Annotated in this window: 27 protein-coding genes; 18 read left to right on the top strand and 9 right to left on the bottom strand. The window is 70.3% G+C overall.

Annotation, left to right across the window (positions count from 1 at the left end; translation table 11 throughout):
• Window positions 1-183 precede the first annotated feature (183 nt).
• Window positions 184-1,011 carry a bactofilin family protein gene (locus ABAZ39_RS13990; RefSeq protein WP_038530265.1) on the top strand — a complete coding sequence of 276 codons (828 nt, stop codon included), beginning with the start codon at window positions 184-186 and terminating at the stop codon, window positions 1,009-1,011.
• Between the two features lie 110 nt (window positions 1,012-1,121).
• On the opposite strand, the gene nth is transcribed toward ABAZ39_RS13990, so the two are convergent.
• Complete coding sequence (nth, locus tag ABAZ39_RS13985) at window positions 1,122-1,769, bottom strand: endonuclease III (protein WP_038531590.1); 648 nt, start codon at window positions 1,767-1,769, stop codon at window positions 1,122-1,124.
• A gap of 88 nt (window positions 1,770-1,857) precedes the next feature.
• Here nth and ABAZ39_RS13980 point away from each other — a divergent pair, with 88 nt between their 5' ends.
• On the top strand, window positions 1,858-2,370 hold the full coding sequence (locus ABAZ39_RS13980) for a DUF2244 domain-containing protein (RefSeq protein ID WP_247881594.1): 513 nt from the start codon (window positions 1,858-1,860) through the stop codon (window positions 2,368-2,370).
• Window positions 2,371-2,458: 88 nt separating this feature from the next.
• Entirely contained in the window at window positions 2,459-3,346 is an 888-nt protein-coding gene (locus ABAZ39_RS13975) for a bifunctional transcriptional activator/DNA repair enzyme AdaA (protein ID WP_038530261.1), read from the top strand.
• 16 nt (window positions 3,347-3,362) lie between these two features.
• On the opposite strand, the gene dapB is transcribed toward ABAZ39_RS13975, so the two are convergent.
• Entirely contained in the window at window positions 3,363-4,160 is a 798-nt protein-coding gene (dapB, locus tag ABAZ39_RS13970; RefSeq protein WP_014238885.1) for a 4-hydroxy-tetrahydrodipicolinate reductase, read from the bottom strand.
• 71 nt (window positions 4,161-4,231) lie between these two features.
• Window positions 4,232-5,224: a zinc ABC transporter substrate-binding protein ZnuA gene (gene znuA / locus ABAZ39_RS13965; protein ID WP_103039962.1), complete on the bottom strand. Its 993-nt coding sequence runs from the start codon at window positions 5,222-5,224 to the stop codon at window positions 4,232-4,234.
• A gap of 89 nt (window positions 5,225-5,313) precedes the next feature.
• On the opposite strand from znuA, the gene znuC reads away from it, so the two are divergent.
• Together znuC and znuB are read left to right on the top strand one after the other, a co-directional pair.
• A complete protein-coding gene (znuC, locus tag ABAZ39_RS13960) occupies window positions 5,314-6,144 on the top strand; it encodes a zinc ABC transporter ATP-binding protein ZnuC (protein WP_198824881.1) in 831 nt (276 codons plus the stop codon).
• Window positions 6,137-6,925, top strand: a complete 789-nt coding sequence (znuB, locus tag ABAZ39_RS13955; protein WP_038530258.1) for a zinc ABC transporter permease subunit ZnuB — start codon at window positions 6,137-6,139, stop codon at window positions 6,923-6,925. The genes znuC and znuB overlap by 8 nt, the downstream gene beginning before the upstream one ends.
• A gap of 117 nt (window positions 6,926-7,042) precedes the next feature.
• On the opposite strand, the gene ABAZ39_RS13950 is transcribed toward znuB, so the two are convergent.
• Entirely contained in the window at window positions 7,043-7,927 is an 885-nt protein-coding gene (locus ABAZ39_RS13950; protein ID WP_038530255.1) for a LysR family transcriptional regulator ArgP, read from the bottom strand.
• 106 nt (window positions 7,928-8,033) lie between these two features.
• On the opposite strand from ABAZ39_RS13950, the gene ABAZ39_RS13945 reads away from it, so the two are divergent.
• Entirely contained in the window at window positions 8,034-8,633 is a 600-nt protein-coding gene (locus tag ABAZ39_RS13945; protein WP_038530252.1) for a LysE/ArgO family amino acid transporter, read from the top strand.
• Window positions 8,634-8,693: 60 nt separating this feature from the next.
• On the opposite strand, the gene ABAZ39_RS37510 is transcribed toward ABAZ39_RS13945, so the two are convergent.
• Window positions 8,694-10,007: a methyl-accepting chemotaxis protein gene (locus tag ABAZ39_RS37510; RefSeq protein WP_103039963.1), complete on the bottom strand. Its 1,314-nt coding sequence runs from the start codon at window positions 10,005-10,007 to the stop codon at window positions 8,694-8,696.
• A 338-nt stretch (window positions 10,008-10,345) separates the two neighbouring features.
• Here ABAZ39_RS37510 and ABAZ39_RS13935 point away from each other — a divergent pair, with 338 nt between their 5' ends.
• The 6 genes from ABAZ39_RS13935 (at window position 10,346) to ABAZ39_RS13910 (ending at window position 16,067) form a co-directional block, all read left to right on the top strand.
• Window positions 10,346-11,116 (top strand): (Fe-S)-binding protein, encoded by a 771-nt coding sequence (locus ABAZ39_RS13935; RefSeq protein ID WP_038530250.1) that lies wholly within the window; start codon window positions 10,346-10,348, stop codon window positions 11,114-11,116.
• A 5-nt stretch (window positions 11,117-11,121) separates the two neighbouring features.
• Window positions 11,122-12,558 (top strand): LutB/LldF family L-lactate oxidation iron-sulfur protein, encoded by a 1,437-nt coding sequence (locus ABAZ39_RS13930; RefSeq protein ID WP_038530248.1) that lies wholly within the window; start codon window positions 11,122-11,124, stop codon window positions 12,556-12,558.
• A 2-nt stretch (window positions 12,559-12,560) separates the two neighbouring features.
• Window positions 12,561-13,247, top strand: coding sequence for a LutC/YkgG family protein (locus ABAZ39_RS13925; RefSeq protein WP_038530245.1), 687 nt, complete (start codon window positions 12,561-12,563; stop codon window positions 13,245-13,247).
• A 122-nt stretch (window positions 13,248-13,369) separates the two neighbouring features.
• Entirely contained in the window at window positions 13,370-13,942 is a 573-nt protein-coding gene (locus ABAZ39_RS13920; RefSeq protein WP_038530243.1) for a Smr/MutS family protein, read from the top strand.
• Window positions 13,943-13,954: 12 nt separating this feature from the next.
• Complete coding sequence (locus ABAZ39_RS13915) at window positions 13,955-14,359, top strand: helix-turn-helix domain-containing protein (protein ID WP_038530241.1); 405 nt, start codon at window positions 13,955-13,957, stop codon at window positions 14,357-14,359.
• 166 nt (window positions 14,360-14,525) lie between these two features.
• Window positions 14,526-16,067 carry a sensor histidine kinase gene (locus ABAZ39_RS13910; protein WP_051658033.1) on the top strand — a complete coding sequence of 514 codons (1,542 nt, stop codon included), beginning with the start codon at window positions 14,526-14,528 and terminating at the stop codon, window positions 16,065-16,067.
• On the opposite strand, the gene ABAZ39_RS13905 is transcribed toward ABAZ39_RS13910, so the two are convergent.
• The 4 genes from ABAZ39_RS13905 to ABAZ39_RS13890 form a co-directional block, all read right to left on the bottom strand.
• Window positions 16,027-17,655 carry an ABC-F family ATP-binding cassette domain-containing protein gene (locus ABAZ39_RS13905; protein ID WP_038530238.1) on the bottom strand — a complete coding sequence of 543 codons (1,629 nt, stop codon included), beginning with the start codon at window positions 17,653-17,655 and terminating at the stop codon, window positions 16,027-16,029. The two genes, ABAZ39_RS13910 and ABAZ39_RS13905, sit on opposite strands and share 41 nt — an antisense overlap.
• A 173-nt stretch (window positions 17,656-17,828) precedes the next feature.
• The gene (gene hslU / locus ABAZ39_RS13900; RefSeq protein ID WP_038530235.1) at window positions 17,829-19,166 is read right to left on the bottom strand and encodes an ATP-dependent protease ATPase subunit HslU; all 1,338 of its coding nucleotides are present in this window, start codon (window positions 19,164-19,166) and stop codon (window positions 17,829-17,831) included.
• A gap of 22 nt (window positions 19,167-19,188) precedes the next feature.
• Window positions 19,189-19,737 (bottom strand): ATP-dependent protease subunit HslV, encoded by a 549-nt coding sequence (gene hslV / locus ABAZ39_RS13895; protein ID WP_014238902.1) that lies wholly within the window; start codon window positions 19,735-19,737, stop codon window positions 19,189-19,191.
• Window positions 19,738-19,821: 84 nt separating this feature from the next.
• A complete protein-coding gene (locus ABAZ39_RS13890) occupies window positions 19,822-21,393 on the bottom strand; it encodes a serine protease family protein (protein ID WP_051658032.1) in 1,572 nt (523 codons plus the stop codon).
• Between the two features lie 148 nt (window positions 21,394-21,541).
• On the opposite strand from ABAZ39_RS13890, the gene hisB reads away from it, so the two are divergent.
• Genes hisB through ABAZ39_RS13860 form a run of 6 tightly spaced genes read left to right on the top strand, consistent with a single transcriptional unit; the run spans window position 21,542 to window position 25,302 of the window.
• Entirely contained in the window at window positions 21,542-22,165 is a 624-nt protein-coding gene (gene hisB / locus ABAZ39_RS13885) for an imidazoleglycerol-phosphate dehydratase HisB (RefSeq protein WP_038530232.1), read from the top strand.
• A 52-nt stretch (window positions 22,166-22,217) separates the two neighbouring features.
• Window positions 22,218-22,862: an imidazole glycerol phosphate synthase subunit HisH gene (gene hisH / locus ABAZ39_RS13880; RefSeq protein WP_038530230.1), complete on the top strand. Its 645-nt coding sequence runs from the start codon at window positions 22,218-22,220 to the stop codon at window positions 22,860-22,862.
• A 2-nt stretch (window positions 22,863-22,864) separates the two neighbouring features.
• Window positions 22,865-23,407, top strand: a complete 543-nt coding sequence (locus ABAZ39_RS13875; RefSeq protein WP_038530228.1) for a GNAT family N-acetyltransferase — start codon at window positions 22,865-22,867, stop codon at window positions 23,405-23,407.
• Between the two features lie 14 nt (window positions 23,408-23,421).
• Complete coding sequence (gene hisA, locus ABAZ39_RS13870; protein ID WP_038530226.1) at window positions 23,422-24,171, top strand: 1-(5-phosphoribosyl)-5-[(5-phosphoribosylamino)methylideneamino]imidazole-4-carboxamide isomerase; 750 nt, start codon at window positions 23,422-23,424, stop codon at window positions 24,169-24,171.
• Window positions 24,171-24,968, top strand: coding sequence for an imidazole glycerol phosphate synthase subunit HisF (gene hisF, locus ABAZ39_RS13865; protein WP_014238908.1), 798 nt, complete (start codon window positions 24,171-24,173; stop codon window positions 24,966-24,968). Before hisA ends, hisF begins: the two co-directional genes overlap by 1 nt.
• Window positions 24,961-25,302, top strand: a complete 342-nt coding sequence (locus tag ABAZ39_RS13860) for a phosphoribosyl-ATP diphosphatase (RefSeq protein WP_038530223.1) — start codon at window positions 24,961-24,963, stop codon at window positions 25,300-25,302. The genes hisF and ABAZ39_RS13860 overlap by 8 nt, the downstream gene beginning before the upstream one ends.
• Window positions 25,303-25,308: the final 6 nt, after the last annotated feature.

Raw genomic sequence — 25,308 nt, 5'->3', positions numbered from 1 at the left:
GTGCGGTGCGGCCCCGACCGTGCACCAAAGCCCACTTGCGGCCGGCCGGATGACCGTGTTACCCCGGCGGGGTGGTCTTTTGGCTGCTGTCGGTCGGGCCCGGTCATGCGACACCGCCTCCGATGACCCGACCTCGACGACCTGCCAACCTTCACGACCTGACTGACCTGGGGATCAACGTTCATGCTGTTCGGACGAAAGAATCCGCCCGTCGGTGCGCCGAAGACCCAAAGCGCCGACCCGGCCACCCCGGCCGCACCGCAGGCGGGCGCCGCCGAACCCACGGCGGCGGTGTCGCCGCTCGCCTCCCTGAGCAACCCGTCCGCGACGAATCCGCCGACCGGCCCCGCCCCGGCCGGCCGCACGCCGCAACCCGAGCCGTTTTCCTCCAAGGGACCCGAGATGAACACGAGCACCCCGAAGCCGCCGGCCGGCGCCCCGATCCCCGGTTCGAGCTACAAGCCGACGGACATTCCGCGCCGCACCGTCGACCTGCCGGGTGCCGCGCCGCGCCGTCCCGACGGGTACGGCGCCCCGGCTTCGGCGCCCGCCGCCGCCCCCGCGCCGGTCGCTCCGGCCCCGGCGCCCACCGCTCCGCTCGCCAGTGACCAGCGCCGCCTGATCGTCGGCCGCGACATCTCCCTGAACGGCGAGATCGGGTCCTGTGACGTGCTGGTCGTGGAAGGCACGGTGGAGGCCAAGCTGCGCGACGGCCGGTCCATCGAGATCGCCGAAACCGGCCTGTTCAAGGGCGCCGTGGAGATCGACGAGGCCGACATCGGCGGCCGCTTCGAGGGCGACATCATCGTGCGCGGCCGCCTGACCGTGCGCTCCACCGGCAAGATCAACGGCTCGATCAAGTATGGCGAGCTGGCGGTCGAGGCCGGCGCCCTGCTGAACGGCGAGATCGGCAAATACACCCCGGCGGCCAAGCCGGCCGCGGCCCCCGCCGTCCCGGCGGAAGCGGCCCCGGCGCCGGCTGCGCTCGACCCCATCGTGGTCGACGGCTAAACGCCGTTAAACGCGGTTTCGCGATCAAGCCCGGCGGGGATCGATCCCTCGCCGGGCTTTTTCTTTTTGCGGGGATTTCCGGCGTTTCACGGGAAACATCGCGCCGCGCCTCACACCACGGCGGCCGGCAGGACCTTGTCCTTGAAGCCGCACAGGTCGCTGACCGGGCAGACGAGGCAGTCGGGCTTGCGGGCCTTGCAGACGTAGCGGCCGTGCAGGATCAGCCAGTGGTGGGCGTGCCGGCGGTAGGCTTTGGGAACCACCTTCAGCAGCTTGGCCTCCACCGCGTCGGGCGTCTTGCCGGGGGCAAGGCCGGTGCGGTTGCCGACGCGGAAGATGTGGGTGTCCACCGCGATGGTCTCCTCGCCGAAGGCGACGTTCAGCACCACGTTGGCGGTCTTGCGCCCGACCCCGGGCAGGGTTTCCAGCGCCTCGCGGTCGCGCGGCACCTCGCCGCCATACTGGGCGATCAGGATTTCCGACAGCCGGATGACGTTCTTGGCCTTGGTGTTGAACAGGCCGATGGTCTTGATGTAGCCGCGCAGCCGCTCCTCCCCCAAATCGACCATCTGCTGCGGCGTGGTGACGATTTGGAACAGCGGGCCGGTGGCCTTGTTGACGCCGACATCGGTGGCCTGCGCCGACAGCACGACGGCGACCAGCAGGGTGTAGGGATTGATGTATTCCAGCTCGCTCTTCGGCTCCGGGTTGGCGGCGCTGAGGCGGCGGAAGAATTCCTGGACGGCGGCGGGCTTCATGGCGCGCAGCATAGCGGGACCCTGGCCGTCCATGCAAACAGGACGGCTGGAACCCGCGCCCAAGCCACACCAGTTTGTGTGCATGACCATGGCCCGTCATAATCTGCCCCCGGCTTCCCGCGTCTTCTTCGACGCGATCCTGCACCCGCACCGCAGTCTGGGTCGGCACGGGTTCCGTGTCCTGATGGGCGTGGTGATTCTCGTCAACCTGCTGATCGCCGGCATCTTCGCCGCCAACGGGGCGTGGCCGGTGGTGCCCTTCTGCGGGCTGGACGTGTTGATCCTCTGGCTGGCCTTCCGCGTCAACAACCGTGCCGCCCAACTGTACGAGCGGGTGCGCCTGACCGACGCCGACCTGACCGTCCAGCGCGTCGTCTGGAACAAGCCGGAGCGGCGCTGGAGCCTTCAGCCCAACTGGCTGCGCGTCACCCTGGACGGCCCACCCCGGCACGGCGGCCGGGTGACCCTCACCTCGCACGGGCAGTCGGTGACCGTCGGCGCCTTCCTGACGCCGGACGAGCGGGCGGACTTCGCCAAGGCGCTGCGTGGCGCGCTGGCCCTGTGGCGCCGTGCCCCCTGCCATCCCGAACCGGTGCCCTGACCGCGAGGCGCGTTGCGCAAGAAACGGGTTGGTCGGCCCGCTCCGACGGCGCATCCTGCGCCGGTCATGGAGCCTGGGAGAGAACGCCATGCCGTGCCTGAACCCCGCCGAAGACCCAGTCGACGCGCGGCGCCACCGTGCCATCGCCACCGCCATCCGCCATCTCGTGGACCACTGGCAGGACCAGCCGGGGCTGGACGAGCTGGCCGCGGTCGCCGGCATGAGCCCCTTCCATTTCCAGCGGCTGTTCACCCAATGGGCGGGGATCAGCCCGAAGCGCTTCCTGCAGTTCCTGACGCTGGACAACGCCAAGCGTCTGCTCGCCGCGAACCAGAGCGTGCTGGACGTGGCGCTGGACGTCGGCCTGTCCGGCCCGTCGCGGTTGCACGACCTGTTCGTCGCCTGCGAGGCGATGACGCCGGGCGAGTACAAGGCGCTGGGCGGCGGACTGACCATCCGCTGGGGCCTGCACCCGACCCCCTTCGGCCCGTCGCTGGTCGCCGCCACCGAGCGCGGCGTCTGCTGGCTGAGCTTCGCCGAGGAGGAGGACGGGCGCGACGCGCTGGCCGAGATGGCCGCCGCCTGGCCGGCCGCCCGTCTGGTCGAGGACGCCGACGCCACCCGCCCGGTCGCCGCCCGCGCCTTCCGCTGGGACGGTTCCGCAGGAGGCGAGCCTATGCGCCTGCTGATGAAGGGCACCAATTTCCAGATCAAGGTGTGGGAGGCGCTGCTGCGCATCCCCTCCGGCGCCGTCGTGTCCTATGAGGACGTGGCCCGCGCCATCGGCCAGCCGACCGCCATGCGGGCGGTGGGGGCCGCGGTGGGGCGCAACCCGGTCTGCGTGCTGATCCCCTGCCACCGGGTGATCCAGAAGTCGGGGATCATCCACAACTACCGCTACGGCGTCCCCCGCAAGCGCGCCCTGCTCGCCTGGGAGCAGGGGCACGCCATGCCGGAGGACGAGGCGGCCGCTTGAGGGGCAGCCTGACCGGTCAGAGACCCAGCACGTCCTTCATGCTGTAGAGGCCCGGCTGCTTGTCGTTGGCCCACAGCGCCGCGCGGACGGCGCCCTTGGCGTAGATCTGGCGGCCCGACGCCTTGTGGGTCAGCTCGACCCGCTCGCCTTCGGCGGCGAAAACCACGGTGTGGTCGCCGATCACGTCGCCGCCGCGCAACGTGGCGAAGCCGATCTCGCCGCGCGGGCGGACACCGGTGTGGCCGTCGCGGACCTTCTGCCAGACATCCTCCAGCGCCACCCCGCGCCCCGCCGCCGCCGCCCGGCCGAGGCCGAGCGCGGTGCCCGAGGGCGCGTCCACCTTGTTGCGGTGGTGCATCTCCAGGATGTCGATGTCGTAGTCGTCGCCCAGCGCCCGGCCGACCTGCTCGACCAGCGCCAGCAGCAGGTTGACGCCCAGCGACATGTTCGGCGACTGGACGATGGGAGTGTGGGTGGCGGCCTGGGCGATGGCCTCCTGCTGGGCCGGGCCGATGCCGGTCGTGCCGATGACCAGCACCGTTTCCGACTGGGCGGCCAGCGCCGCGTGCCGGACGCTGGCGTCGGGGCTGGTGAAGTCGATCACCGCATCGGCCTCAGCGAACAGCGCCGCCGTGTCCTCAATGGCGACGACGCCCAGCGGTTCGAGGCCGGCGAGGACACCGATGTCCTTGCCGAGCGCGGGGCCGCCCACCCGCTCCGTGCCGCCGGCCAGCGTGCAGCCCGGCGTGGCGGCGATCTCGCGCACCAGCATCTGCCCCATGCGCCCCGCGCACCCGACGACCCCGATCTTCATGCCTGCCTCCCTGGGAGAATTCCGACACGGGTCTAGCACAGCCGGGGGCAAGGCTTAAGCGCCGAGACGCGTCAGGACCCCAGGCAATCCTTCAGCGAGGCGGCGATGTTGCGCATCAGCGCGGGGTAGAGGCCGGGGCCGTCCTTCAGGTCCGCCCCTTCGGGGTCGAGCACGCCCTTCTTCGCCGGGGTGCCCTCGACGATGGTGTTGACCAGCGCCGGCTCGAACTGCGGTTCGGCGAAGACACAGGCGGCGCCGAGGCCGCCGATCTTGGCGCGGATCTCCGACAGCCGCTTGGCTGAGGGGCGGCGTTCCGGGTTGACGGTGATGGCGCCGACGCCGTTCAGGCCGTACTGCGCCTCGAAATACTGATAGGCGTCGTGGAAGACGACGAAGGGCTTGCCGGCCACCGGAGCCAGCGTTGCCTTCAGCTCCGCGTCGAGCGCGTCGATGGAGCGGGTGGTGCGCTCGGCGTTGGCGGTGTAGGCGGCGGCGTTGGCCGGGTCCTTGGCCGCCAGAGCCTCGGCGATCGCCGCGACCATGGCGCGGGCGTTGGCGGGGGAAAGCCAGATGTGGGTGTTCACCTCGTCATGCCCGTGCTCGTCCTCATGGTCGTGCTTGTCGTCATGCTTATGGTCGTGCCCGTGATCGTGCTTGTGCTCATGCCCATGGTCGTGGGCCTCCCAGGCGCCGCCCTCGCGGGCGTCGAGCAGGGTGACGCCCGGCGCCTCCAGAAGCGTAACGGACGTGGCCTTCTTCGCGGTCGCCGTCACCGGCTTGTCGAGGAATCCCTCCAGCTCCGGCCCGATCCAGAAGACGAGGTCGGCGGCGGCCAGCGCCTTCGCGTCCGACGGCTTCATGGCGTAGGTGTGGGGGGACGCCGCGCCACGCACGATCAGCGTCGGCTCCGCCACCCCCTCCATCACCGCGGCGACCAGGGAATGGACCGGCTTGATCGAGGCGACGACCTTCGGCGCTTCGGCCAGCGCCGGGCTGGCGGAAAGGGCGGCGGCGAGGGTTGCAGCAAGGGCAAGGAGCGGCAGGGGGCGCATCGCGGCACGCATGGGTGGGTTCCTCATCGTCTGACTGGACAGCCGGGTCTTTCCGGCGCATAGCTGTCTTCGTTTCCAGCAATGTCACGTTATAACATAACATGTCAATCCATCATGGAGCCCATCACGCGGCCCCCCACGCGGCGCGTTCGTCAGTCTCGTCCCCGGCCCTGGCCCCTCCCCTGGTCGACACCAAGGGCCTGACGGTGCGGCTGGGCGGGCGGACGATCCTCGACCGCGTGGATCTGGAGGTGCGGCCCGGTGAGATCGTCACGCTGATTGGCCCCAACGGCGCCGGCAAGACGACGCTGGTGCGCGCCGTGCTGGGCCTCGTCCGCGCCTCGTCCGGGGTGGTGGAGCGCCGCCGGGGCCTGCGCATCGGCTACATGCCGCAGCGCCTGACCGTCGACGCGACCCTGCCGCTGACCGTCCGCCGCTTCCTGGCGCTGTGGCGCCCGGTGACCGAGGCGCGCATCACCGCGGCGCTGGAGGAGGCCGGCGTCTCCCATCTCGCCGCCAGCCCGGTCCAGACGGTGTCCGGCGGGGAGATGCAGCGGGTGCTGCTGGCCCGCGCCCTGCTGGGCGATCCCGAGCTTCTCGTCCTCGACGAGCCCGACCAGGCGGTGGACGTCCATGGGCAGGCCGAGCTGTTCGGGCGCATCGAGACGCTGCGCCGCACCCGCGGCTGCGGCGTGCTGTTGGTCAGCCACGACCTGCACACGGTGATGGCCCGCACCGACCGCGTGCTCTGCCTCAACGGCCATGTCTGCTGCCAGGGCGCGCCGGAGGATGTGCGGCGCCACCCGGAATACCGCGCGCTGTTCGGCGGCCACGCCGACGCGCTGGCCGTCTATGTCCACCACCACGACCACGCGCACGCCAGCGACGGCGCCGTGGTGCCCGGCCATGACGGGGATTGCTGCCATGGATGATTTCGTTCTGCGCGCGCTGGCCGCCGGCTGCGGCATCGCGCTGGTCGCCGGCCCGCTGGGGTCCTTCGTGGTGTGGCGGCGCATGGCCTATTTCGGCGACACGCTGGCCCATTCCGCCCTGCTGGGGGTGGCGCTGGGCTTCCTGCTGGGCGTCAACCCGCTGATCGGCGTGGTCGGCGTCTGCGTCGCGCTGGCGCTGGCGCTGGTCGGGCTGCAGCGGCGCCGCGCGCTGGCCACGGACACCGTGCTGGGCATCCTGTCGCATTCGTCGCTGTCGCTGGGCCTCGTCGCCATCGCCTTCCTGGAGACGCTGCGCGTCGATCTGGTCGCCTATCTGTTCGGCGACATCCTGAGCGTCACCACCGGCGATCTGGCCTGGATCTACACCGGCGGCGCGGCGGCGCTGGGCGGGCTGCTGCTGCTGTGGCGGCGGCTGCTGGCGGTGACGGTGGACGAGGATCTGGCGCGGGTCGAGGGCATGCCGGTGGAGGCGCTGCGGCTGGCCTTCATGCTGCTGATCGCGCTGGTCATCGCGGCGGCGATGAAGATCGTCGGCATCCTGCTGATCACCTCGCTCCTCATCATCCCGGCGGCGGCGGCCCGGCGCTTCTCCCGCACGCCGGAGGCGATGGCCGCCCTGGCCTCGGTCTTTGGGATCGCCGCGGTGCTGGGCGGCCTGCTCTCCTCGCTGAACTGGGACCTGCCGGGCGGGCCGAGCATCGTGGTCGCCGCCGCCGCCCTCTTCCTGGCGAGCATGATGGTGCCGGCGGCGAACCGCTAAAGCGAACTTCCGTTCGCTTTAGCGGTTCACATCGCCTCATTCGCCGGCGGGCTCCGGTCGCATGTGCGACCGGGACCGCAGTCGCGGTCCAAAGCGGATCGCAATCCGCTTCAGGCGTCACACTTGCGTCAACTGGGCGCGCGCCGTCGTCAACACCGAGCGCGTGATGTCGGCCAGGGTGCGGCTGGCGATGCGGCTGCGCTGCCAGAACAGCGGCACGTCGAGCGGCTGGTCGGGCACCAGCGCCACCAGCCGCCCGTCGCGCAGAGCCTCGGCGACCAGCGGCTCCGGATTCATGCCCCAGCCGAGCCCGGCCAGCGCCGCGTCCACGAAGGCGTGGGTGGAGGGCATCCAGTGGGTCGGCGAGGCGATCTCCACCCCGAAGGCCTGCCGGGTCCACTGCGTCTGCAGCCGGTCCTTGCTGTTGTAGGTCAGACGCGGCGCGCGCGCCAAAGCCGCCGCCTCCACCCCGTCCGGGAAATGCCGGCGCAGGAAGTCCGGGCTGGCCGTCGCCACGTAGCGCAAGGCACCCAGCGGGGTGCTGTCGCAGCCCTGCACCGGCTGGGCGCCGGACGTCACCGCCGCCAGCACCTCCCCCCGGCGCAGCCAGTCGGCGCTGTGCTCCTGGTCGTCGAGGACGAGGTCGAACAGCACGTCCGGCGTCCCGGCCATGGCGGCGACGAACCACGTGGCGAGGCTGTCGGCGTTGACCGCCATGCGCACGGTGACCGCCGGCCCGTCCTGCGGCACGCCGGGAAGCCCGTCGCGCAGCTCGCTCTCCAGCAGGGCCACCCGCTCCGCGTGCTGGCTCAGCCGCAGGCCGGCGGGGGTGCCGGTGCAGGGCGATCCGCGCACCACCAGAATCGTCCCCATCCGCTCCTCCAGCAGCTTCACCCGCTGCGACACGGCGGAGGGGGTAACGTGGAGCTGCTGCGCCGCCCGCTCGAAACTGCCGGTGCGAACCACCGCGGCCAGCGCGGCGAGCAGGGCGTAGTCCAGCAAGATTAGCGTTCCTTAATCAGGATAAGGGACTTTAGTTATTCTAATCCGGGCGGCGATGGTAGGGGAACGGCCTCCACCACCGATATCGCCAACGAATGGGGCCGCCATGCTCACCGCCTTCCTTCCCGGCCTTCTGCTGGGTCTCAGCCTGATCGTCGCCATCGGCGCGCAGAACGCCTTCGTGCTGCGCCAGGGCCTGCGCGGGGAGCATGTGCTGGCCGTCTGCGCGACCTGCGCGGTCTCGGACGCCCTGCTGATCCTGGCCGGGGTCGGCGGCTTCGCCCAGGCCGCCCAGTGGCTGCCCTGGCTGGAGACGGCGACCCGCTACGCCGGGGCGGCCTTCCTGCTGGTCTACGGGCTGCGCAGCTTCCGCTCGGCTTGGCGGGCGGGCGGCGCGCTGGACCCGGCTTCGGCGGTTCCGGCGGGGTTCGGCGCGACACTGGCGACCTGCCTTGCGCTGACCTGGCTGAACCCGCACGTCTATCTGGACACGGTGGTGCTGGTCGGGTCGGTGTCCACCCAGTTCGCCGAGGGCAAGCACGCCTTCGCGCTGGGGGCGATGACCGCGTCCCTCCTGTTCTTCTTCGCGCTGGGTTTTGGTGCGCGCCTGCTGCGGCCCGTCTTCGCCCGGCCCGGCGCGTGGCGGGCGCTCGACACCGGCATCGGCGTCGTCATGTGCACGATTGCGGTGACCCTGGTGGCCTGAACAATGGGACGTCGATAGAGGGCCGGCGCAGGGAACCCCCTTCCCCGCGCCGGCTGTCCGTCAGGACGCCTTCAGCGCCTGCAGGAAGGTCTCGACCTGATGCTTCAGGCTGTCGGACTGGCCGGACAAATCGGAGGAGGAGCGGATGACGAGGGTGGAGGCCTGCGCCGTCTCGTTCGCCGCCACGCTCACCGCCTCGATGCTGCGGGCGATCTCGTCGGTGCCGCGGGCGGCCTGGGCGACGTTGTTGGAGATCTCCTGGGTCGCCGCCGCCTGCTCCTGCACGGCCGAGGCGATGGTGGTGGAGATCTCGTTGATCGACCGGATCGTCTCGCCGATGCCCTGGATGGCGCCGATCGTCTGGTTGGTCGCCGCCTGGATGCCGGCGATCTGGGCGGAGATGTCCTCGGTCGCCTTGGCGGTCTGGTTGGCGAGGCTCTTCACTTCGCTCGCCACCACGGCGAAGCCCTTGCCGGCCTCGCCGGCCCGCGCCGCCTCGATGGTGGCGTTCAGCGCCAGCAGGTTGGTCTGGCCGGCGATGCCCTGGATCAGCTTGACCACGTCGCCGATGAGCTGCGCCGACTGGGCGAGGCTGTCGGCGGTGCCGCCGATCTGCTCGGTGCGCGACACCGCCTCGCGGGCGATGGCGACCGACCGCTCGACCTGCTGGCCGATTTCCCCGATGGAGGCGGAGAGCTGCTCGGCGGCGGCCGCCACCGCCTGGACGTTGGACGCCGCCTGGGCGGTGGCGGCAGCGGCCTCCGCGCTCTGGCGGGTCGACCGTTCCGACAGGGCGCCGAGCTGGCGCGACACGCCCTGCATGTCGGCCGAGCTGCCGGACACCGCCTGCACCACGCTCTTGACCTTCACGTCGAAGTCGGCGGCGAGGGAGCCGGCGCGCTGGCGCATCTCCTCCTCCTCCTGGACGTCGATCAGCGAGCCGCAGGCGCGCAGCGCCACGCCGGCCGCGTTGCGCCGACAGCCGCCGATGGCGCGGAACCAGCGGTAGGAGCCGTCGCGCATCTTGACGCGGTAGCGCACGTTGAAGGGCGTGCGGCCGCTGGCGTCGGCCAGGAAGGCGCCGAAGGAGGCGAAGGTGCGGGCGCTGTCGTCCGGGTGCAGGCGGTCCGACCAGGAGGTCATCAGGTTCGGGAAATCCTGCTCGCCCTCGAAGCCGAGCAGGCGGCGGAACTGCCCGGACCAGGTCCAGCGGCTCTGCGGATGCGCCGGGTCGCCGTTGTGGAACACCGCGTCCCACAGGCCGACGCCGGCGTGGTTGCCGTAGAGGTCGAGCGCTTCGGTCAGCTCGGCCAGTTCAGCGCCGCGCCCGTTGCCGTCCTTGGACCCACCCCGGAAAAATCCCATCAGACTCATCGACTTCCCCCTCCCCTCACACGATAATCGCTACAACTTCCAGACGATCCCCATGACCGAATTGATCGGCCGGTCTGTTTTCGTATACGGATGATATGTGAATTTAGATTTCATTTTGGTAAAAACGTTTTCCATCTTTTTGAAACAGAAAGCATGCCTGCCCCATTGTTTGTTTCGCTTTCTGTATGTTCGACCGTTTTACTTTTGGTTGTGCAGAGGCCCTTCGACCAGCGGCGTACCGCGACCGGACGCCGCCGGTCCGGCCCGTTGCCATCCCCAACAGGACGACCTACAGTCGCCAGCGTGAGGGGATAAGCACACAAGAAGAACAGGACACCATGGCCGACACCCGCCCCGCCCCCCGAGTGGGGCTGTTCGTCACCTGCCTCGTCGATGTCTACCGCCCGACGGTCGGCTTCGCCGCGGTGAAGCTGCTGGAGGACGCCGGCTGCACGGTCGAGGTGCCCGCGTCCCAGACCTGCTGCGGCCAGCCCGCCTTCAACGCCGGCGACCGCGCCACCGCCCGCGACCTCGCCCGCAGCACCATCGCCGCCTTCGAGGGGTTCGATCACGTGGTCGTCCCCTCCGGCTCCTGCGCCGGGCAGATCCGCAAGCATTACCCGGAGCTTCTGGCCGACGATCCGGCCTGGGCGGGGCGGGCGCAGCACCTGTCGGCACGCACGCACGAGCTGGTGTCCTTCCTGACCGACGTGCTGGGGGTGACGGACACCGGCGCGCGCTACGACGGCACGATCACCTACCACGACAGCTGCTCCGGCCTGCGCGAGCTGGGCGTCAAGGAGCAGCCGCGCCGCCTGCTGGCCAAGGTCGAGGGGCTGACGCTGAACGAGCTTCCGGGGGCGGAGGTCTGCTGCGGCTTCGGCGGCACCTTCTGCGTCAAGTACCCGGACATCTCCAACCGCATGGTCGAGGCCAAGACCGCGGACATCAAGGAGACGAAGGCCGACACGCTGCTGGCCGGCGACATGGGCTGCCTGCTGAACATGGCGGGCAAGCTGAAGCGCGAAGGCTCCGCCATCCGCGTCCGCCATGTCGCGGAGGTGCTGGCCGGCGTCACCGACACCCCTCCCATCGGCGAGAAGGCGTGAAGAGGATGCAACCGACCACCCACGCCTTCCCCGAGAACGCCCGCAAGGCGCTGAGCGACGAGCGGCTTCAGAAGGTCCTGGCCATCGCGCCGGCCGGTTTCGTCAACCGCCGCAAACAGGCCGCCGACCGGCTGCCGGAGTTCGAGGCGCTGCGCGACCAGGGCCGCGACCTGAAGAACCATGTCCTGGCCAACCTCGACACCTATCTGGAGGCCTTCGAGGGCAAGGTCATCGAGCAGGGCGGCCATGTGCACTGGTGCCGCACCGACCAGGAGGCGCGCGACGCCATCCTGGGCATCTGCCGCAAGGTCGGGGCGAAGACCGTCACCAAGGGCAAGTCGATGATCTCGGAGGAGATCGGGATCAACGACTATCTGGAAGCCAACGGCCTGACCCCCATCGAGACGGATCTGGGCGAATACATCATCCAGCTCCGCCGCGAGCCGCCCAGCCACATCATCGCCCCGGCCTTCCACCTGTCCAAGGCGGACGTGGAGGGCACCTTCCGCCAGGCCCACACCGACCTGCCGGCGGACCGCGTCTTGGACGAGCCCAAGGTGCTGATCGCCGAAGCGCGGCAGGTGCTGCGCCGCAAGTTCCAGCAGGCCGACGTCGGCATCACCGGCGCCAACATCATGGTGGCGGAGACCGGCTCGACCGTCATCGTCACCAACGAGGGCAACGGCGACCTGACCCAGATCCTGCCGCGCGTCCATGTGGTGATCGCCACCATCGACAAGGTGGTGCCGACGCTGGAGGACGCGGCGCTGGTGCTGCGCCTGCTGGCGCGCTCCGCGACGGGCCAAGAGGCGTCGGCCTACACCACCTTCTCCACCGGGCCGCGCCGCCCCGGCGACCTCGACGGGCCGGAGGAGTTCCACGTCGTGCTGCTCGACAACGGGCGGTCGGCGCTGCTCGGCACCGAGTTCCAGGACGTGCTGCGCTGCATCCGCTGCGGCGCCTGCATGAACCACTGTCCGGTCTACGGCGCGGTCGGCGGCCACGCCTACGGCTGGGTCTATCCGGGACCGATCGGGTCGGTGATGCAGCCGGCGTTGCTGGGGGTGAAGGAAGCCGGGCATTTGCCCAACGCCTCCACCTTCTGCGGGCGGTGCGAGGCGGTCTGCCCGATGCGCATCCCCCTGCCCAAGATGATGCGCCACTGGCGGGAAAAGGAGTTCGAACAGAATCTCCAGCCCGCCGCCATGCGCCGGGGGTTGGCCCTGTGGGGCTGGTTCGCCCGGCGCCCGGCGCTGTACCACGCCGCCACTCGTATGGCGGTGCGGGCGTTGGGGATGCTGGGCCGCGGCAAGGGACGCTTCGCCCGCCTGCCGCTGGCCCAGGGCTGGACGCAGCACCGCGACATGCCGGCGCCGGAGGGCAGGACCTTCCAGCAGATGTGGGCCGAAAGGAAAGCGGCCGAAAAGAAGGGGATGCGCTGACCATGGCCGACACCGGCTCCGCCCGCGCCCAGATCCTGGGCGGCATCCGCAAGGCGCTGAACTCCGCCGAGGGGTCGGAGGAGGCGCGCCAGAGGCTCGCCACCCACCCGCGCAACCTGATCCCGGCCCGCGCCCAGCGTCCCCACGACGAGCAGGTCGAGCTGTTCGCCGCCATGGCGACGGAAGTGTCCGCCACCGTCGAGCTTCTGGGCGGAATGGCCGAGGTGCCGGGGGCGGTGGCCGACTATCTGGCCGGGCTGAATCTGCCCGCCGAGGTCCGCGTCGCCCCGGACGCCGCCCTGGACGCCATCCCCTGGGACCAGCGCCCGACCCTGACCGTGACCAAGGGGCGGGCCCGCGACAGCGACGGGGCGTCGCTGACCGGCGCCTTCGCCGGGGTGGCGGAAACCGGCACGCTGATGCTGCTGTCCGGGGCCGAGCGGCCGACCACGCTGAACTTCCTGCCCGACACCCACATCGTCGTGCTGCGGCGCGGCCAGATCGTCGGCACCATGGAGGACGCCTGGGACCGGCTGCGCGCCGCCGGGGCGACGGATGGCGGAAAGGGCGCCCTGCCCCGCACCGTCAACTTCATCACCGGCCCGTCGCGGACCGGCGACATCGAGATGCGGATCGAGCTGGGCGCCCACGGGCCGCGGCGCCTTCACATTCTGCTGGTGGAGGATTGACACGGCTGAGCGTTCAAGGGTTTATCGGAGCGTTGTCCGTGCCGGAACCCGTGTTTCACCGTGTTTGATCCGCCCTGCCCTTCGACCCGCGCGCCCGGACGGGCCGCGCCGAGGTCCCCGTCATGAGCCGCCGCCGCTCGGTCTCCACCGAGGAACGGCGGTTGTGGCGGATCGCCATGCGCGACGCGGAGCCGATGCCGGGCCGGACCGTCGAGGACCCCGATCCTCCCGCCGCCCCCACGGGCGAGCCGGAACCGGTCGCCACCACCGCCTCCCCACCCCCCACCCTGCCGCCACGCGGCGGTGTGCCGAAGGGCGGGCGCCCGTCGCAGCCGCCGCTGAAGGTCGGCAATCTCGACAACATCGACCGCCGCACCGCCGACCGCTTCGCGCGCGGCGAGATGGAGATCGACGGGCGGATCGACCTGCACGGGATGAGTCAGGACCAGGCCCACGGCGCGCTGTCCGGCTTCGTCCGCCGCGCCTGGCACGAGGGGCGGCGCTGCGTGCTGGTCATCACCGGCAAGGGGACCTACACCGGCGGGGTCGGCGTGCTGCGCCAGTCGGTGCCGCGCTGGCTGGCCGACGCCTCCCTGCGCCCGATGGTGCTGGCGGTGCGCCCGGCGCAGCCCCGGCACGGCGGCGAAGGGGCGCTGTACGTCCTCGTCAAACGGCGGCGCGACCATCATCGGTAGGACGGGGCCGCGATGACACCCTTCGGCGAACGGGTCCGCGCCCTGCGCGAGGGCAAGAGCGTGACGCTCAAGCAGATGGCGGCCGACCTGCACATCTCCTCGGCCTATCTGTCGGCGCTGGAGCATGGCAAGCGCGGCCAGCCCTCCGCCCAGCTCGTCCGGCAGATCTGCGCCTATTTCGGCATCATCTGGGACGAGGCGGAGGAGCTGGAACGGCTGGCCGACCTGTCGCACCCGCGGGTGACGGTGGACACCGCCGGGCTCAACCCGAAAGCGACCGAGCTGGCGAACCGGCTGGCCGAACGCATCCACGACCTGGACGACGGCACGCTGGACCGGCTGCTCCTTCTGCTGGACGAGGCGCCGGCCCGCGGCGGTGCGGCGGTGCGGCGGCGGGTGGCTCCCCGGCGGCGGTAGAACGGTCGGCAGAAGCGTCGCAACGTCCTGATTTGCCTTGTGGGTTAATCGGTCGCACCTTCGGCTTCGGCAACCGGACGTTTCGCGTTCGCTTTCGCCACGCCGAATCCCTTACCATCCAGCCTGGGTTGCCCCGAAGCCAGGCTTGACCAGACGGGATTATCGTATGACCGCCGAGGTCGGGTCCGTGATGCCCCAGGATGGCGTGACGGACGCCCTGTTCCGCACCATCTTCGACAGCGCGTCGGTCGGCATGGTCGTGGCCGCACCGGACGGGCGCATTCTGGCCGCCAACCCCGCCTTCGCCCGCAGCCTGGGATACAGCCCGCAGGACATGGCCGGCCGGCATCTGGCCGACGTCACCCACCCGGAGGACTGGGCCTGGGAAAGCCTGCGCTTCGGCCGGGTGATGCGGGGGGAAGCGGCGCCGGACCCCTTCGAAAAGCGCTTCCTGCGCGCCGACGGCGGGGTGATGCGCGCCGCCATGCGCCCGTCCTGCCTGCACGGCCCCGACGGGCGGGTGCGCGCTCTCGCCGCGGTGATCGAGGATGTGACGACCGCCCGCGCCGCCGATGAGGAACTCCAGCGCAGCGAGGCGCGCAACCGCGCCATCGTGGAGCAGGCGGTCGAAACCATCCTGACCGTGGACGCCCGCGGCATCATCCTGGCCGCCAACCAAGCGGCGGAACTGCTCCTCGGCTACAGCCCGGACGAGCTGACCGGCCGGCACATCACCATCCTGATGCCGCCGGAGGAGGCCGCGCAGCACGCCTCCTACATGCGCCGTTACAAGGAGACGGGGGTGCGGCAGGTCATCGGCGTCGGACGGGAGGTGACGGCGATCCGGCGGGACGGCACCGTCATCGTCGTCTGGCTGTCCCTGTCGGAGATCGACCTGCCGGGATTCCACGTCTTCGTCGCGATGCTGCGCGACCTCAGCGCCTTCAAGGCCGCCGAGCAGGCGCTGATCGAGGCCAAGGAGGCGGCGGAGCTGGCCAACCGCGCCAAGACCGCCTTCCTCGCCAACATGAGCCACGAGCTGCGCACGCCGCTGAATGGAATCCTGGGCTTCGCCGACGTGATCCACCAGCAGATGCTGGGGTCGCTGGAAAACCCCATGTACGTCAACTTCGCGGCGGAGATCAAACGGTCGGGCGAGCTGCTGCTTGCCAACATCAACGACCTGCTGGAGATGGCCACCATCGAGGCCGGCCAGGTCGGTCTGGAGGAGTCGCTCTGCGACTTCCGCGACGTGGTGGTGTCCTGCGTCCGTCTCGTCGCCAAGCGGGCGGAGCGCGGCAAGCTGCAGGTCGAAGCCGACATCGCCAGCGAGCTGCCGCCCCTGCTCGCCGACCCGCGGGCGCTGAAGCAGGTGTTGCTGCACCTCCTGTCCAACGCCATCAAGTTCACGCCGGAAGGCGGGCGCATCGGCGTGTCGGCCCGCGTCGATTCCGCGGGCGCCCTGGTGGCCGAGGTGTTCGACAGCGGCGTCGGCATCCCGGAGGACCGCTTGGAAACCGTTTTCCAACCCTTCTTCCAGGGCGATTCCTCGCTGGCCCGCCGGTTCGAGGGGATCGGGCTCGGCCTGTCCATCGCCAAGTCCCTGGTGGAACGCCACGGCGGCCGGCTGGAGATCCGCTCGCTGGAGGGGACCGGCACGTCGGTGGTCATCCACCTGCCGAAGGAGCGTTTCCTGACGGACTGGTGAGGTCCAGCCGGCGCGTGAGTCCGATGGCGTCGAGGAAGGCCTCGTCGTGGCTGACCACCAGCAGCGCCCCGTCATAGGCGCGCAGCCCGGCTTCCACCGCTTCGATGGACTCGATGTCCAGGTGGTTGGTCGGCTCGTCCAGGATCAGCAGGGGCGGCGGAACGGCGCCGCCGAGGACGCAGGCGAGGCCGGCGCGCAGCGTCTGCCCGCCGCTGAGGGTCGACACGCGCTGTAAGGCGGCGTCGGCGCGGAACATGAAGCGGGCCAGCGACGCCCGGCAGGCGTTCTCCCCTTCCCGCGGGTTGAGGCGCCGGAAATTGTCCAGGATCGTTTCCGACGGATCGAGCAGGCTCACCCGCTGGTCGAGCATCACCGCACCGGCAACGACGCGGACCGTCCCCGACCAGGGGGCGCGATGGCCGGCGACGAGCGCCAGCAGCGTCGTCTTGCCGGACCCGTTGGGTCCGGTGACGGCGACGCGCTCCGGCCCGGTGATGGTGAGGGACAGGTCGCGGACGACCGGCCTTCCCGGTTCATAGCCGGCGGTGACGGCGTCGAGCGTCAGCACGGTCCGGCCGGGCGGAAGGCCGGTGGGCGGCAGCACGACCGACAGAGGCTGAAGGACTTCGATGCGCGCGCGGGCGGTGGTCACGGCGCCGAGCGCGTCGGACTTCTGCTGGGCCGCGCGGCGGGCGTTGTCGCCGCCAGTGGCCTCACTGCGCTCTTTCCGTCCGCCGAGGAGGATGCGCGGCAGATCGCCTTTCGCCGCCTTCCGCTGGCCCGCCCGGTCCTTGCGCGCCTTCCGTTCGGCGGTGGCCTGCGCCGTCCGGGCCGCCTCCGCCACGCGTTTCTCGGCATCCGCCAGATCGTGGCGGGCGGCGTCGAGGGCCAGCGCCCGGGCGGCGCGGTAATGGCTCCAGTTTCCGCCGTAGCGGGTGGCGCCGAGGGTGGTCAGCTCGACGATGGCGTCCATGCGGTCGAGCAGGTCGCGGTCGTGGCTGACCACCACCGCCCCGGCCCGCCAGGCGGCCAGCAACCCGACGACCGCCTCCCGCCCCTCGCGGTCGAGATCGTTGGTCGGCTCGTCCAGCAGCAGGACATCGGGCTCCGGAAAGATCGCCGCCGCCAGGGCGGCGCGCGTGCGCTGCCCGCCCGACAGGCATGTCAGCGGCGTCTCCGGCTCCGCCTCCAGCCCCACCCGGCCGAGCGCCGACCGGATGCGGCCTTCCAGCGTCCAATCCACCTCGGCCAGCGCGTCGGCGTCCGCATCGCCCCGTTCGGCGCGGCGCAGCAGGTCCAGCATGGCGGCCGCGCCGAACAGCCCGGCCACCGTGTCGTCCGGTCTCACCGACAGGTTCTGATTCAGGATTCCCAGGCTGCCGCGGACGGACACCGTCCCGGATTGCGGGCTCAGCGCGCCCGTCATCAGCTTGAGAAGGGTCGATTTCCCGGTGCCGTTGCGTCCGACGAGCCCGGTCCGTTCAAGGCCGAACCCGAGGCTGATGTCGGAAAGGACGGAACGCCCGTCAGGCGTGGACCAGGACAGGTTCGCCAGGGTGATGGCGGGCAGTGTGATGGAAGCAGGCATGGACGCGGATTTCCCCGAAGACGAAACGAACGGACGTTGCGGTCGGGTTGAAATCCATCGTTCTGCGCATCCTGCTGTGGTGAGACGCCGGCCATCCTAAGGCCAGCCGGGCCGCCGATCAAGGCGGGCGAGGAAAAGCGCCGCGGGGGACCCCCGCGGCACCGTATGGCGGTTTACAGAATGAACTTCGACAGGTCGGCATTCTTGGCAAGGCCGCCCACCTGGGCGCGGACAGTCTCCGCGTCGATGGTGACGGTCTGGCCGGCCTTGTCGCTGGCGGTGAAGCTGATGTCCTCCAGCAGCCTTTCCAGGACGGTGTGCAGGCGCCGCGCCCCGATGTTCTCCACCGTGGCGTTGATTTCGGTGGCGAGGCGGGCCAGCTCGTCGATGGCGTCGTCGGTGAAGACGAGATCGACCTCCTCGGTCTTCAGCAGCGCCTTGTACTGCTTGATCAGGCTGGCTTCCGGCTCGGTCAGGATGCGGCGGAAATCCTCCTGCTCCAGCGCCTTCAGCTCGACGCGGATCGGCAGGCGGCCCTGCAGCTCCGGCAGAAGGTCCGACGGCTTGGACAGGTGGAAGGCGCCCGACGCGATGAACAGGATATGGTCGGTCTTCACCGCGCCATGCTTGGTGCTGACGGTCGTGCCCTCAATCAGCGGCAGCAGGTCGCGCTGCACGCCCTCGCGGCTGACATCGGCGCCGCCCTTGTAGTCGGAGCGGGCGGAAATCTTGTCGATCTCGTCGAGGAAGACGATGCCGTTCTGCTCGACCGCCTGGATCGCTTCCGAAACGACCTTCTCCTGGTCCAGCAGCTTGTCCGACTCTTCCGCCATCAGGACGGTGTAGCTTTCGGCGACGGACATGCGTCGGGACTTGGTGCGCCCGCCCATCGCCTTGCCGAAGAGGTCGTTCAGGTTCAGCATGCCCATCTGGGCACCCGGCATGCCGGGGATGTCGAAGGTCGGCAGGCCGCCGGCGGTGTCGGCCACCTGGATTTCGATCTCGCGGTCGTTCAGCGTGCCCTCGCGCAGCATCTTGCGGAACTTCTGCCGCGTCTCCGGGCTGGCGTTCTCGCCGCACAGCGCATCGACCACGCGCTCCTCGGCGCGCAGCTCGGCCTTGGCGGCGACCTCCTTGCGCAGCCGCTCCTTGGTCAGGCCGATGGCGGCCTCCACCAGATCGCGGACGATCTGCTCGACGTCGCGGCCAACATAGCCGACCTCGGTGAACTTGGTCGCCTCGACCTTCAGGAAGGGCGCCTGGGCCAGCTTCGCCAGACGGCGGGCGATCTCCGTCTTGCCGACGCCGGTCGGGCCGATCATCAGGATGTTCTTGGGCAGAACCTCCTCGCGCAGCCCCTCGGGGAGCTGCTGGCGGCGCCAGCGGTTGCGCAACGCGATGGCGACCGCGCGCTTGGCCTCATGCTGGCCGACGATGTAGCGGTCGAGTTCGGAGACGATCTCGCGCGGGCTGAAGGCGGCGGTGGCGGCGGCGATGCTGGGGGCAGTCATGGTGGCGGACCCGGTCTGAGGGTTAGAGCTTTTCGAGCGTGACGTTCTCGTTGGTGTAGACGCAGATGCCGGCGGCGATCTTCATCGCCTTGCGGGCCACGGCCTCCGCGTCCAGACCATCGACGTCGACCAGCGCGCGTGCCGCCGACAGGGCGTAGGCGCCGCCGGAGCCGATGCCGATCAGCCCGTCCTCCGGCTCCAGCACGTCGCCGTTGCCGGTCAGGATCAGGCTGACGTTGCGGTCGGCCACGGCCATCATGGCCTCCAGCCGGCGCAGATAGCGGTCGGTGCGCCAGTCCTTGGCCATCTCCACGCAGGCGCGCAGCAGCTGGCCCGGGTGCTTCTCCAGCTTGGTCTCCAGCCGCTCGAACAGGGTCAGCGCGTCGGCGGTGGCGCCGGCGAAGCCGCCCATCACCGTGCCGCCGGCGAGCCAGCGCACCTTGCGGGCGTTCGATTTCATGACCGTCTGGCCGACGGACACCTGGCCGTCGCCGGCAATCACCACCTGTCCGTTCTTGCGGACCGAGAGGATGGTGGTGCCGTGCCACTGGATGGGATCGTGGGAAGTCATCGGGACCGTGGTCTAAGGAAGAGGCGCCCGTGCCCGAACGGCCCGGCGCGACGCCGGCCGACATAGGCACATCGGAACACGGGTCTATGTGGGGGGACGGCGGGTCCCGTCAAGTCTGGCGTCATGGGCGGGTCTGCCACGTGACGGAATTGGCCGGGGGGCGAGCTGCGTCACCTCCACCCCCAGGCGGGCCAGCGCCTCCATCACCGGGACGAAGGCGGACAGGCCGTGCCCGCCGCTCGGCAGCGGACCGGAACGGGCGATGCCCAGCAGATTGCCCGCCTCGTCCACCAGCGGGTCGCCCGGCGCCGGGTCCGGCCCGGCCAAATCGGCCTGGAGCAGCGTTGCCTCCACCTCCGGCGCGGCTTGCAGATCGGCGCGCCGGGCCGCCAGGATTCCCGGCGCCGTGTCGTCGCCCCGCTCCAGAACCGCCATCACCGGCTCGCTGACCGCCGGAACGTCCAGACGCAGCGGCGCCGCGCGCAGCCGGGCCGGCACGCGGACCAGGGCGATCCCGCCGGAGCGGTCCCGCGCCATCACCGTTCCGTCCAGCGACACCCCACGGGACGGCGCGACGGTGACAGTGACGTCCAGCCCGGCGTCGAGCGTCAGCAGAAGCGATTGGCCGTCCAGTTCGCCCAGCACGATCCCCCGGCCTTTGCGCTCGTCCGGTCCGACGCGAACCGTGGCGGCGGACACACGGGCGGCGGGATCGTCGGCGTAGCCCTGGAGCGGGTCGGCGATGCGCAAGATCAAGGTCGGGGAGCGGGCCTCCTCCAGGAAGGGAGCCGGTCCGGCGGAGGCACCGCCGGGATCGACCGTCGCCGTTTCGACCGCCGCGGTTGACACCACGGCCGGGCCACTTGACGCACCCAGGGGCGCACTTGACACTCCCGCCACCCCACTTGACACTACCGGGGCCGCACTTGACGCTCCCAGGGGGGCGGTTGACACTCCTCCCCGGCCACTTGACACTATGGCGGAGCCACTTGACGCTATCGCCCCGCCCCGCGACACCGCGGCGCGGAAGCCGGGGTCGGCGCCCAGCGCCTCCACCGCCGTGGCGAAGGCCTCCTCGATCAGCAGAACGTCGCCCTGCGGCACGCCGCTGTCCTTGCGGGCCACCCCCGTGGTGGTGACGCGGTGGACGAGCCGGCCCGTCACGGCGTCGTAGACCGCCCAGTCAACCCGCAGGCTGCCGATGCCGGACACCCCCTCGCTGCCGCCCGTCAGCCAGCTTCGGCGGCGGCACAGGTCGCTGTTCACCGCGCGCAGGTCGCCGCGCAGGATGTAGCGGGCGCGCTTGCGGTCGAACTCCGCCTCGTAGTCGCTGCCCTGGACGCCCGCCACGTCGTAGCCGGCGTCGGCCAGAACCTCGGCGAAGCGTTCCTGAAAGGTGGAGTTCTCGTGCAGGCTGCGCCCGCTGGTCCAATAGACGTCCTCGTAGGGCGGCCAGCACTCCAGCGCCCAGACATAGCGCCCCGTCACCATGCCCCGCCGCATCGAGCCCAGCGACAGGCCGTCGAAGCGGATCGGCTCCGTCGAACCGCGGGCGACGGGCGGGGATTTGCGGGTCTGCGGCAGGTCTCCGCCCATGCAGGCGGCCAGCGCCAGCAGGGCCGCGAGGGCCAGGAAGAGGCGTCCGGGCGTCGGCATGTCCGGTGGCATATCCCATTATGCTCGTTGAGCGTGCGCACGACCATGCACACACACGCATTATGAGGCATCGCGGCCGACGGTCATAGGCGTTTTCGGAGGCTGCGCCTCTGGCGCGCCCGCGCGCTTCCTGATAAAACCCGGACTCATGGACCAGAGCCTTGCCAATGGCGTCCGCCGCGCCTCGATCGAGCGGAACACCACCGAAACCCGGATCCGGGTCGCCGTGAATCTGGACGGCACCGGCGTCTATGACGTGAAGACCGGCGTCGGCTTCCTCGACCACATGCTGGAGCAGCTGTCGCGCCACAGCCTGATGGACCTGTCGGTGGCGGCGGAGGGCGATCTGCACATCGACGCCCACCACACGACCGAGGACAGCGGCATCGCCATCGGCCAAGCGGTGGCGAAGGCGCTGGGCGACCGCAAGGGCATCCAGCGCTACGGCCACGCCTACATCCCGATGGACGAAACGCTGACCCGCGTCGCGCTGGACTTCTCCAACCGGCCCTACCTGATCTGGAAAGTGTCCTTCAGCCGCGACAAGATCGGCGACATGGACACCGAGCTGTTCCGCGAGTGGTTCCAGGCCTTCGCCATGGCCGCGGGCGTGACGCTGCACGTCGAATGCCTCTATGGCGAGAACAACCACCACATCGTGGAAAGCTGCTACAAGGCGCTTGCCCGCGCGCTGCGGGCCGGGATCGAAATCGACCCGCGCAAGCGCGATGCCGTGCCCTCCACCAAGGGGACGCTGGGCGGCTCCCTCTAAAAAAACCGGCGGCTTCGACAAGGCCGGCGCTCTGTCACAAGGTCCTCGTTTCATGGAAACCGTTGCGCTGATCGATTACGGCTCCGGCAACCTGCGTTCCGCCGCCAAGGCTCTGGAGCGCGCGGCGGCGGGGTGCCACGCCTCCTTCCAGGTCCTGGTGACCTCCGACGCCGACGCCGTGCGCAAGGCCGACCGCATCGTCCTGCCGGGCGTGGGCGCCTTCGCCGACTGCAAGCGCGGCCTGTCGGAGGTTCCCGGCATGCTCGACGCGCTGGACGAGGTGGTGCACGGCAAGGGCCGCCCCTTCCTGGGCATCTGCGTCGGCATGCAGCTGATGGCGGAGCGCGGGCGCGAATACGGCGTGACCGAGGGGCTGGGCTGGATCAAGGGCGAGGTGGTGAAGCTGGAGCCCGCCGATCCCACCCTGAAGATCCCGCACATGGGGTGGAACGAGCTGGACGTGCGCCGGGAGCATCCGGTGCTGGCCGGCCTGCCGGAGCGGGCGCACGCGTATTTCGTCCACTCCTACCGCTTCGCCGTGGAGCGGCCGGAGGACGTGATCGCCAGCGCCGATTACGGCGGCGCCTTCGCCGCGGTGGTTGGGCGGGACAATCTGGTCGGCACCCAGTTCCACCCGGAAAAGAGCCAGGAGACCGGGCTCGCCCTGGTCGCCAACTTCCTGACCTGGCGGGTCTGACGATGACCGACGTCACGGTCGAGCGCATCGACGCACTGAAGACCGGCGACCTGCACGACCTGTGCGACGCCGCCGACGACGCCGTAAAGGCCGGCGGCGGCTTCGGCTGGGTCGCGCCGCCCGCCCGCGAGATCATGGAACGCTACTGGAAGGGCGTTCTGGTGGTGCCGGAGCGCATCCTGTTCGTCGGCCGGCTGGACGGCGTCATCGCCGGCTCCGCCCAGCTGGTGAAGCCGGCCCGCAACAACGAGGCGCAGGCCCACGCCGCCACCCTGACCACCAGCTTCGTCGCCCCCTGGGCGCGCGGCCATGGCCTCGCCCGCCGCCTGACCGTGGCGGTCGAGGAGGAGGCGCGGGCGTCCGGCTTCCGCGTGCTGAACCTCGACGTGCGCGAGACGCAGACCGCGGCCATCGCGCTCTACGAGGACCTCGGCTTCCGCCGCTGGGGCACGCATCCCTTCTATGCGCTGGTGGACGGCAAAAGGCTGGCCGGACATTTCTATGTGAAAGACCTCACCCCCGACACGCTTCACGACACGCCATAGGACGAGACACCGCGATGATCATCTATCCCGCCATCGACCTCAAAGACGGTGCCTGCGTTCGGCTGCTGCGCGGCGAGATGAGCCAGGCGACCGTCTTCAACACCGAACCCGCCGACCAGGCCCGCCTGTTCGAAAGCCAGGGCTTCGAATGGCTGCATCTGGTCGATCTGAACGGCGCCTTCGAGGGCAAGCCGGTCAACGGCAAGGCGGTCGAGAGCATCCTGGGCGCCGTGACCATTCCGGTGCAGCTGGGCGGCGGCATCCGCGACCTGAAGACCATCGCCCACTGGCTTGAGAAGGGCGTCAGCCGGGTCATCCTCGGCACCGTCGCCCTGCGCGAGCCGGAGCTGGTCCGTGAAGCCTGCCGCGAGTTCCCCGGCAAGGTCGCCGTCGGCATCGACGCGCGCGAGGGTTACGTGGCCGTTGCCGGCTGGGCCGAGACCTCGACCATCAAGGCGCTGGATCTGGCGCTGAAGTTCGAGGACAGCGGCGTGGCCGCGATCATCTACACCGACATCAACCGCGACGGCGCCATGGGCGGCGTGAACGTCGAGGCGACCTCCGACCTCGCCTTCCACCTGACCACCCCGGTGATCGCGTCGGGCGGCGTCTCCTCCATCGACGATCTGATCGCGTTGAAGAAGGAGGAGGACACCGGCATCGAGGGCGTCATCTGCGGCCGTGCGCTCTACGACGGGCGCATCGACCCGAAGACGGCCTTGGACCTGCTCTCCCCCGCTCCCGTCACCGGAAAGGCCGGCTGATGCTCAAGATGCGCGTCATCCCCTGCCTGGACGTCAAGGATGGGCGGGTCGTCAAGGGGGTCAACTTCGTCGATCTGATCGACGCCGGCGACCCCGTGGAGCAGGCCCGCGTCTATGACCGGGAGGGGGCGGACGAGCTGACCTTCCTCGACATCACGGCCAGCCACGAGAACCGCGACACCATCTACGACGTGGTGCGCCGCACCGCCGAGCAGGTGTTCATGCCGCTGACCGTCGGCGGCGGCGTGCGCACGGTCGAGGACATCCGCAAGCTGCTGCTGGCCGGCGCCGACAAGGTGTCGATCAACACCGCGGCCATCCACCGTCCGGAGTTCGTGCAAGAGGCGGCGGAAAAGTTCGGCGCCCAGTGCATCGTCGTCGCCATCGACGCCAAGCAGGTCGAGCCGGGCCGCTGGGAGATCTTCACCCACGGCGGGCGCAAGGCGACGGGCATCGACGCCATCGAGTGGGCCAAGCGCATGGAGTCCTACGGGGCCGGCGAGATCCTGCTGACCTCGATGGACCGCGACGGCACCAAGAGCGGCTTCGACCTCGCCCTGACCCGCAAGGTGGCCGATGGCCTGCGCATCCCGGTCATCGCCTCGGGCGGCGTCGGCACGCTGGACCATCTGGTGGAGGGCATCCGCGAGGGCCACGCCACGGCGGTGCTGGCGGCCTCCATCTTCCATTTCGGCACCTACACCATCGGGCAGGCCAAGGCGGCGCTCGCCGACGCCGGCATCCCGGTGCGCCCGGCGCGGCCAGTGTCTTCCACGGCGGAGGCCGCTCATGTCTGACGATAAGGCGGCCGCCACCGCCGCGGTGCTGGACCGGCTCTACGCCACTGTGCAGGCGCGCAAGGGCGCCGATCCGGAGACCTCCTATACCGCCAAGCTGTTCCACCGCGGCACCGCCAAGATCGCCCAGAAGGTCGGCGAGGAGGCGGTGGAGACGGTCATCGAGGCGGTGCGTGGCGACAAGGCGGCGGTGGCCTCGGAATCGGCGGACCTGCTCTATCACCTGATGGTGCTGTGGGCCGACGCCGGGCTGGAGCCCGCCGCGGTGTGGGAGAAGCTGGCCCAGCGCGAGGGCACCAGCGGCATCGCTGAGAAGAACGCGCGCAAGGCTTGAATCGAT

Origin of the sequence: Azospirillum argentinense, assembly GCF_000632475.1 — a bacterium.
Lineage (GTDB): Bacteria > Pseudomonadota > Alphaproteobacteria > Azospirillales > Azospirillaceae > Azospirillum > Azospirillum baldaniorum.
This window is presented reverse-complemented; position numbering and strand designations above follow the sequence as displayed.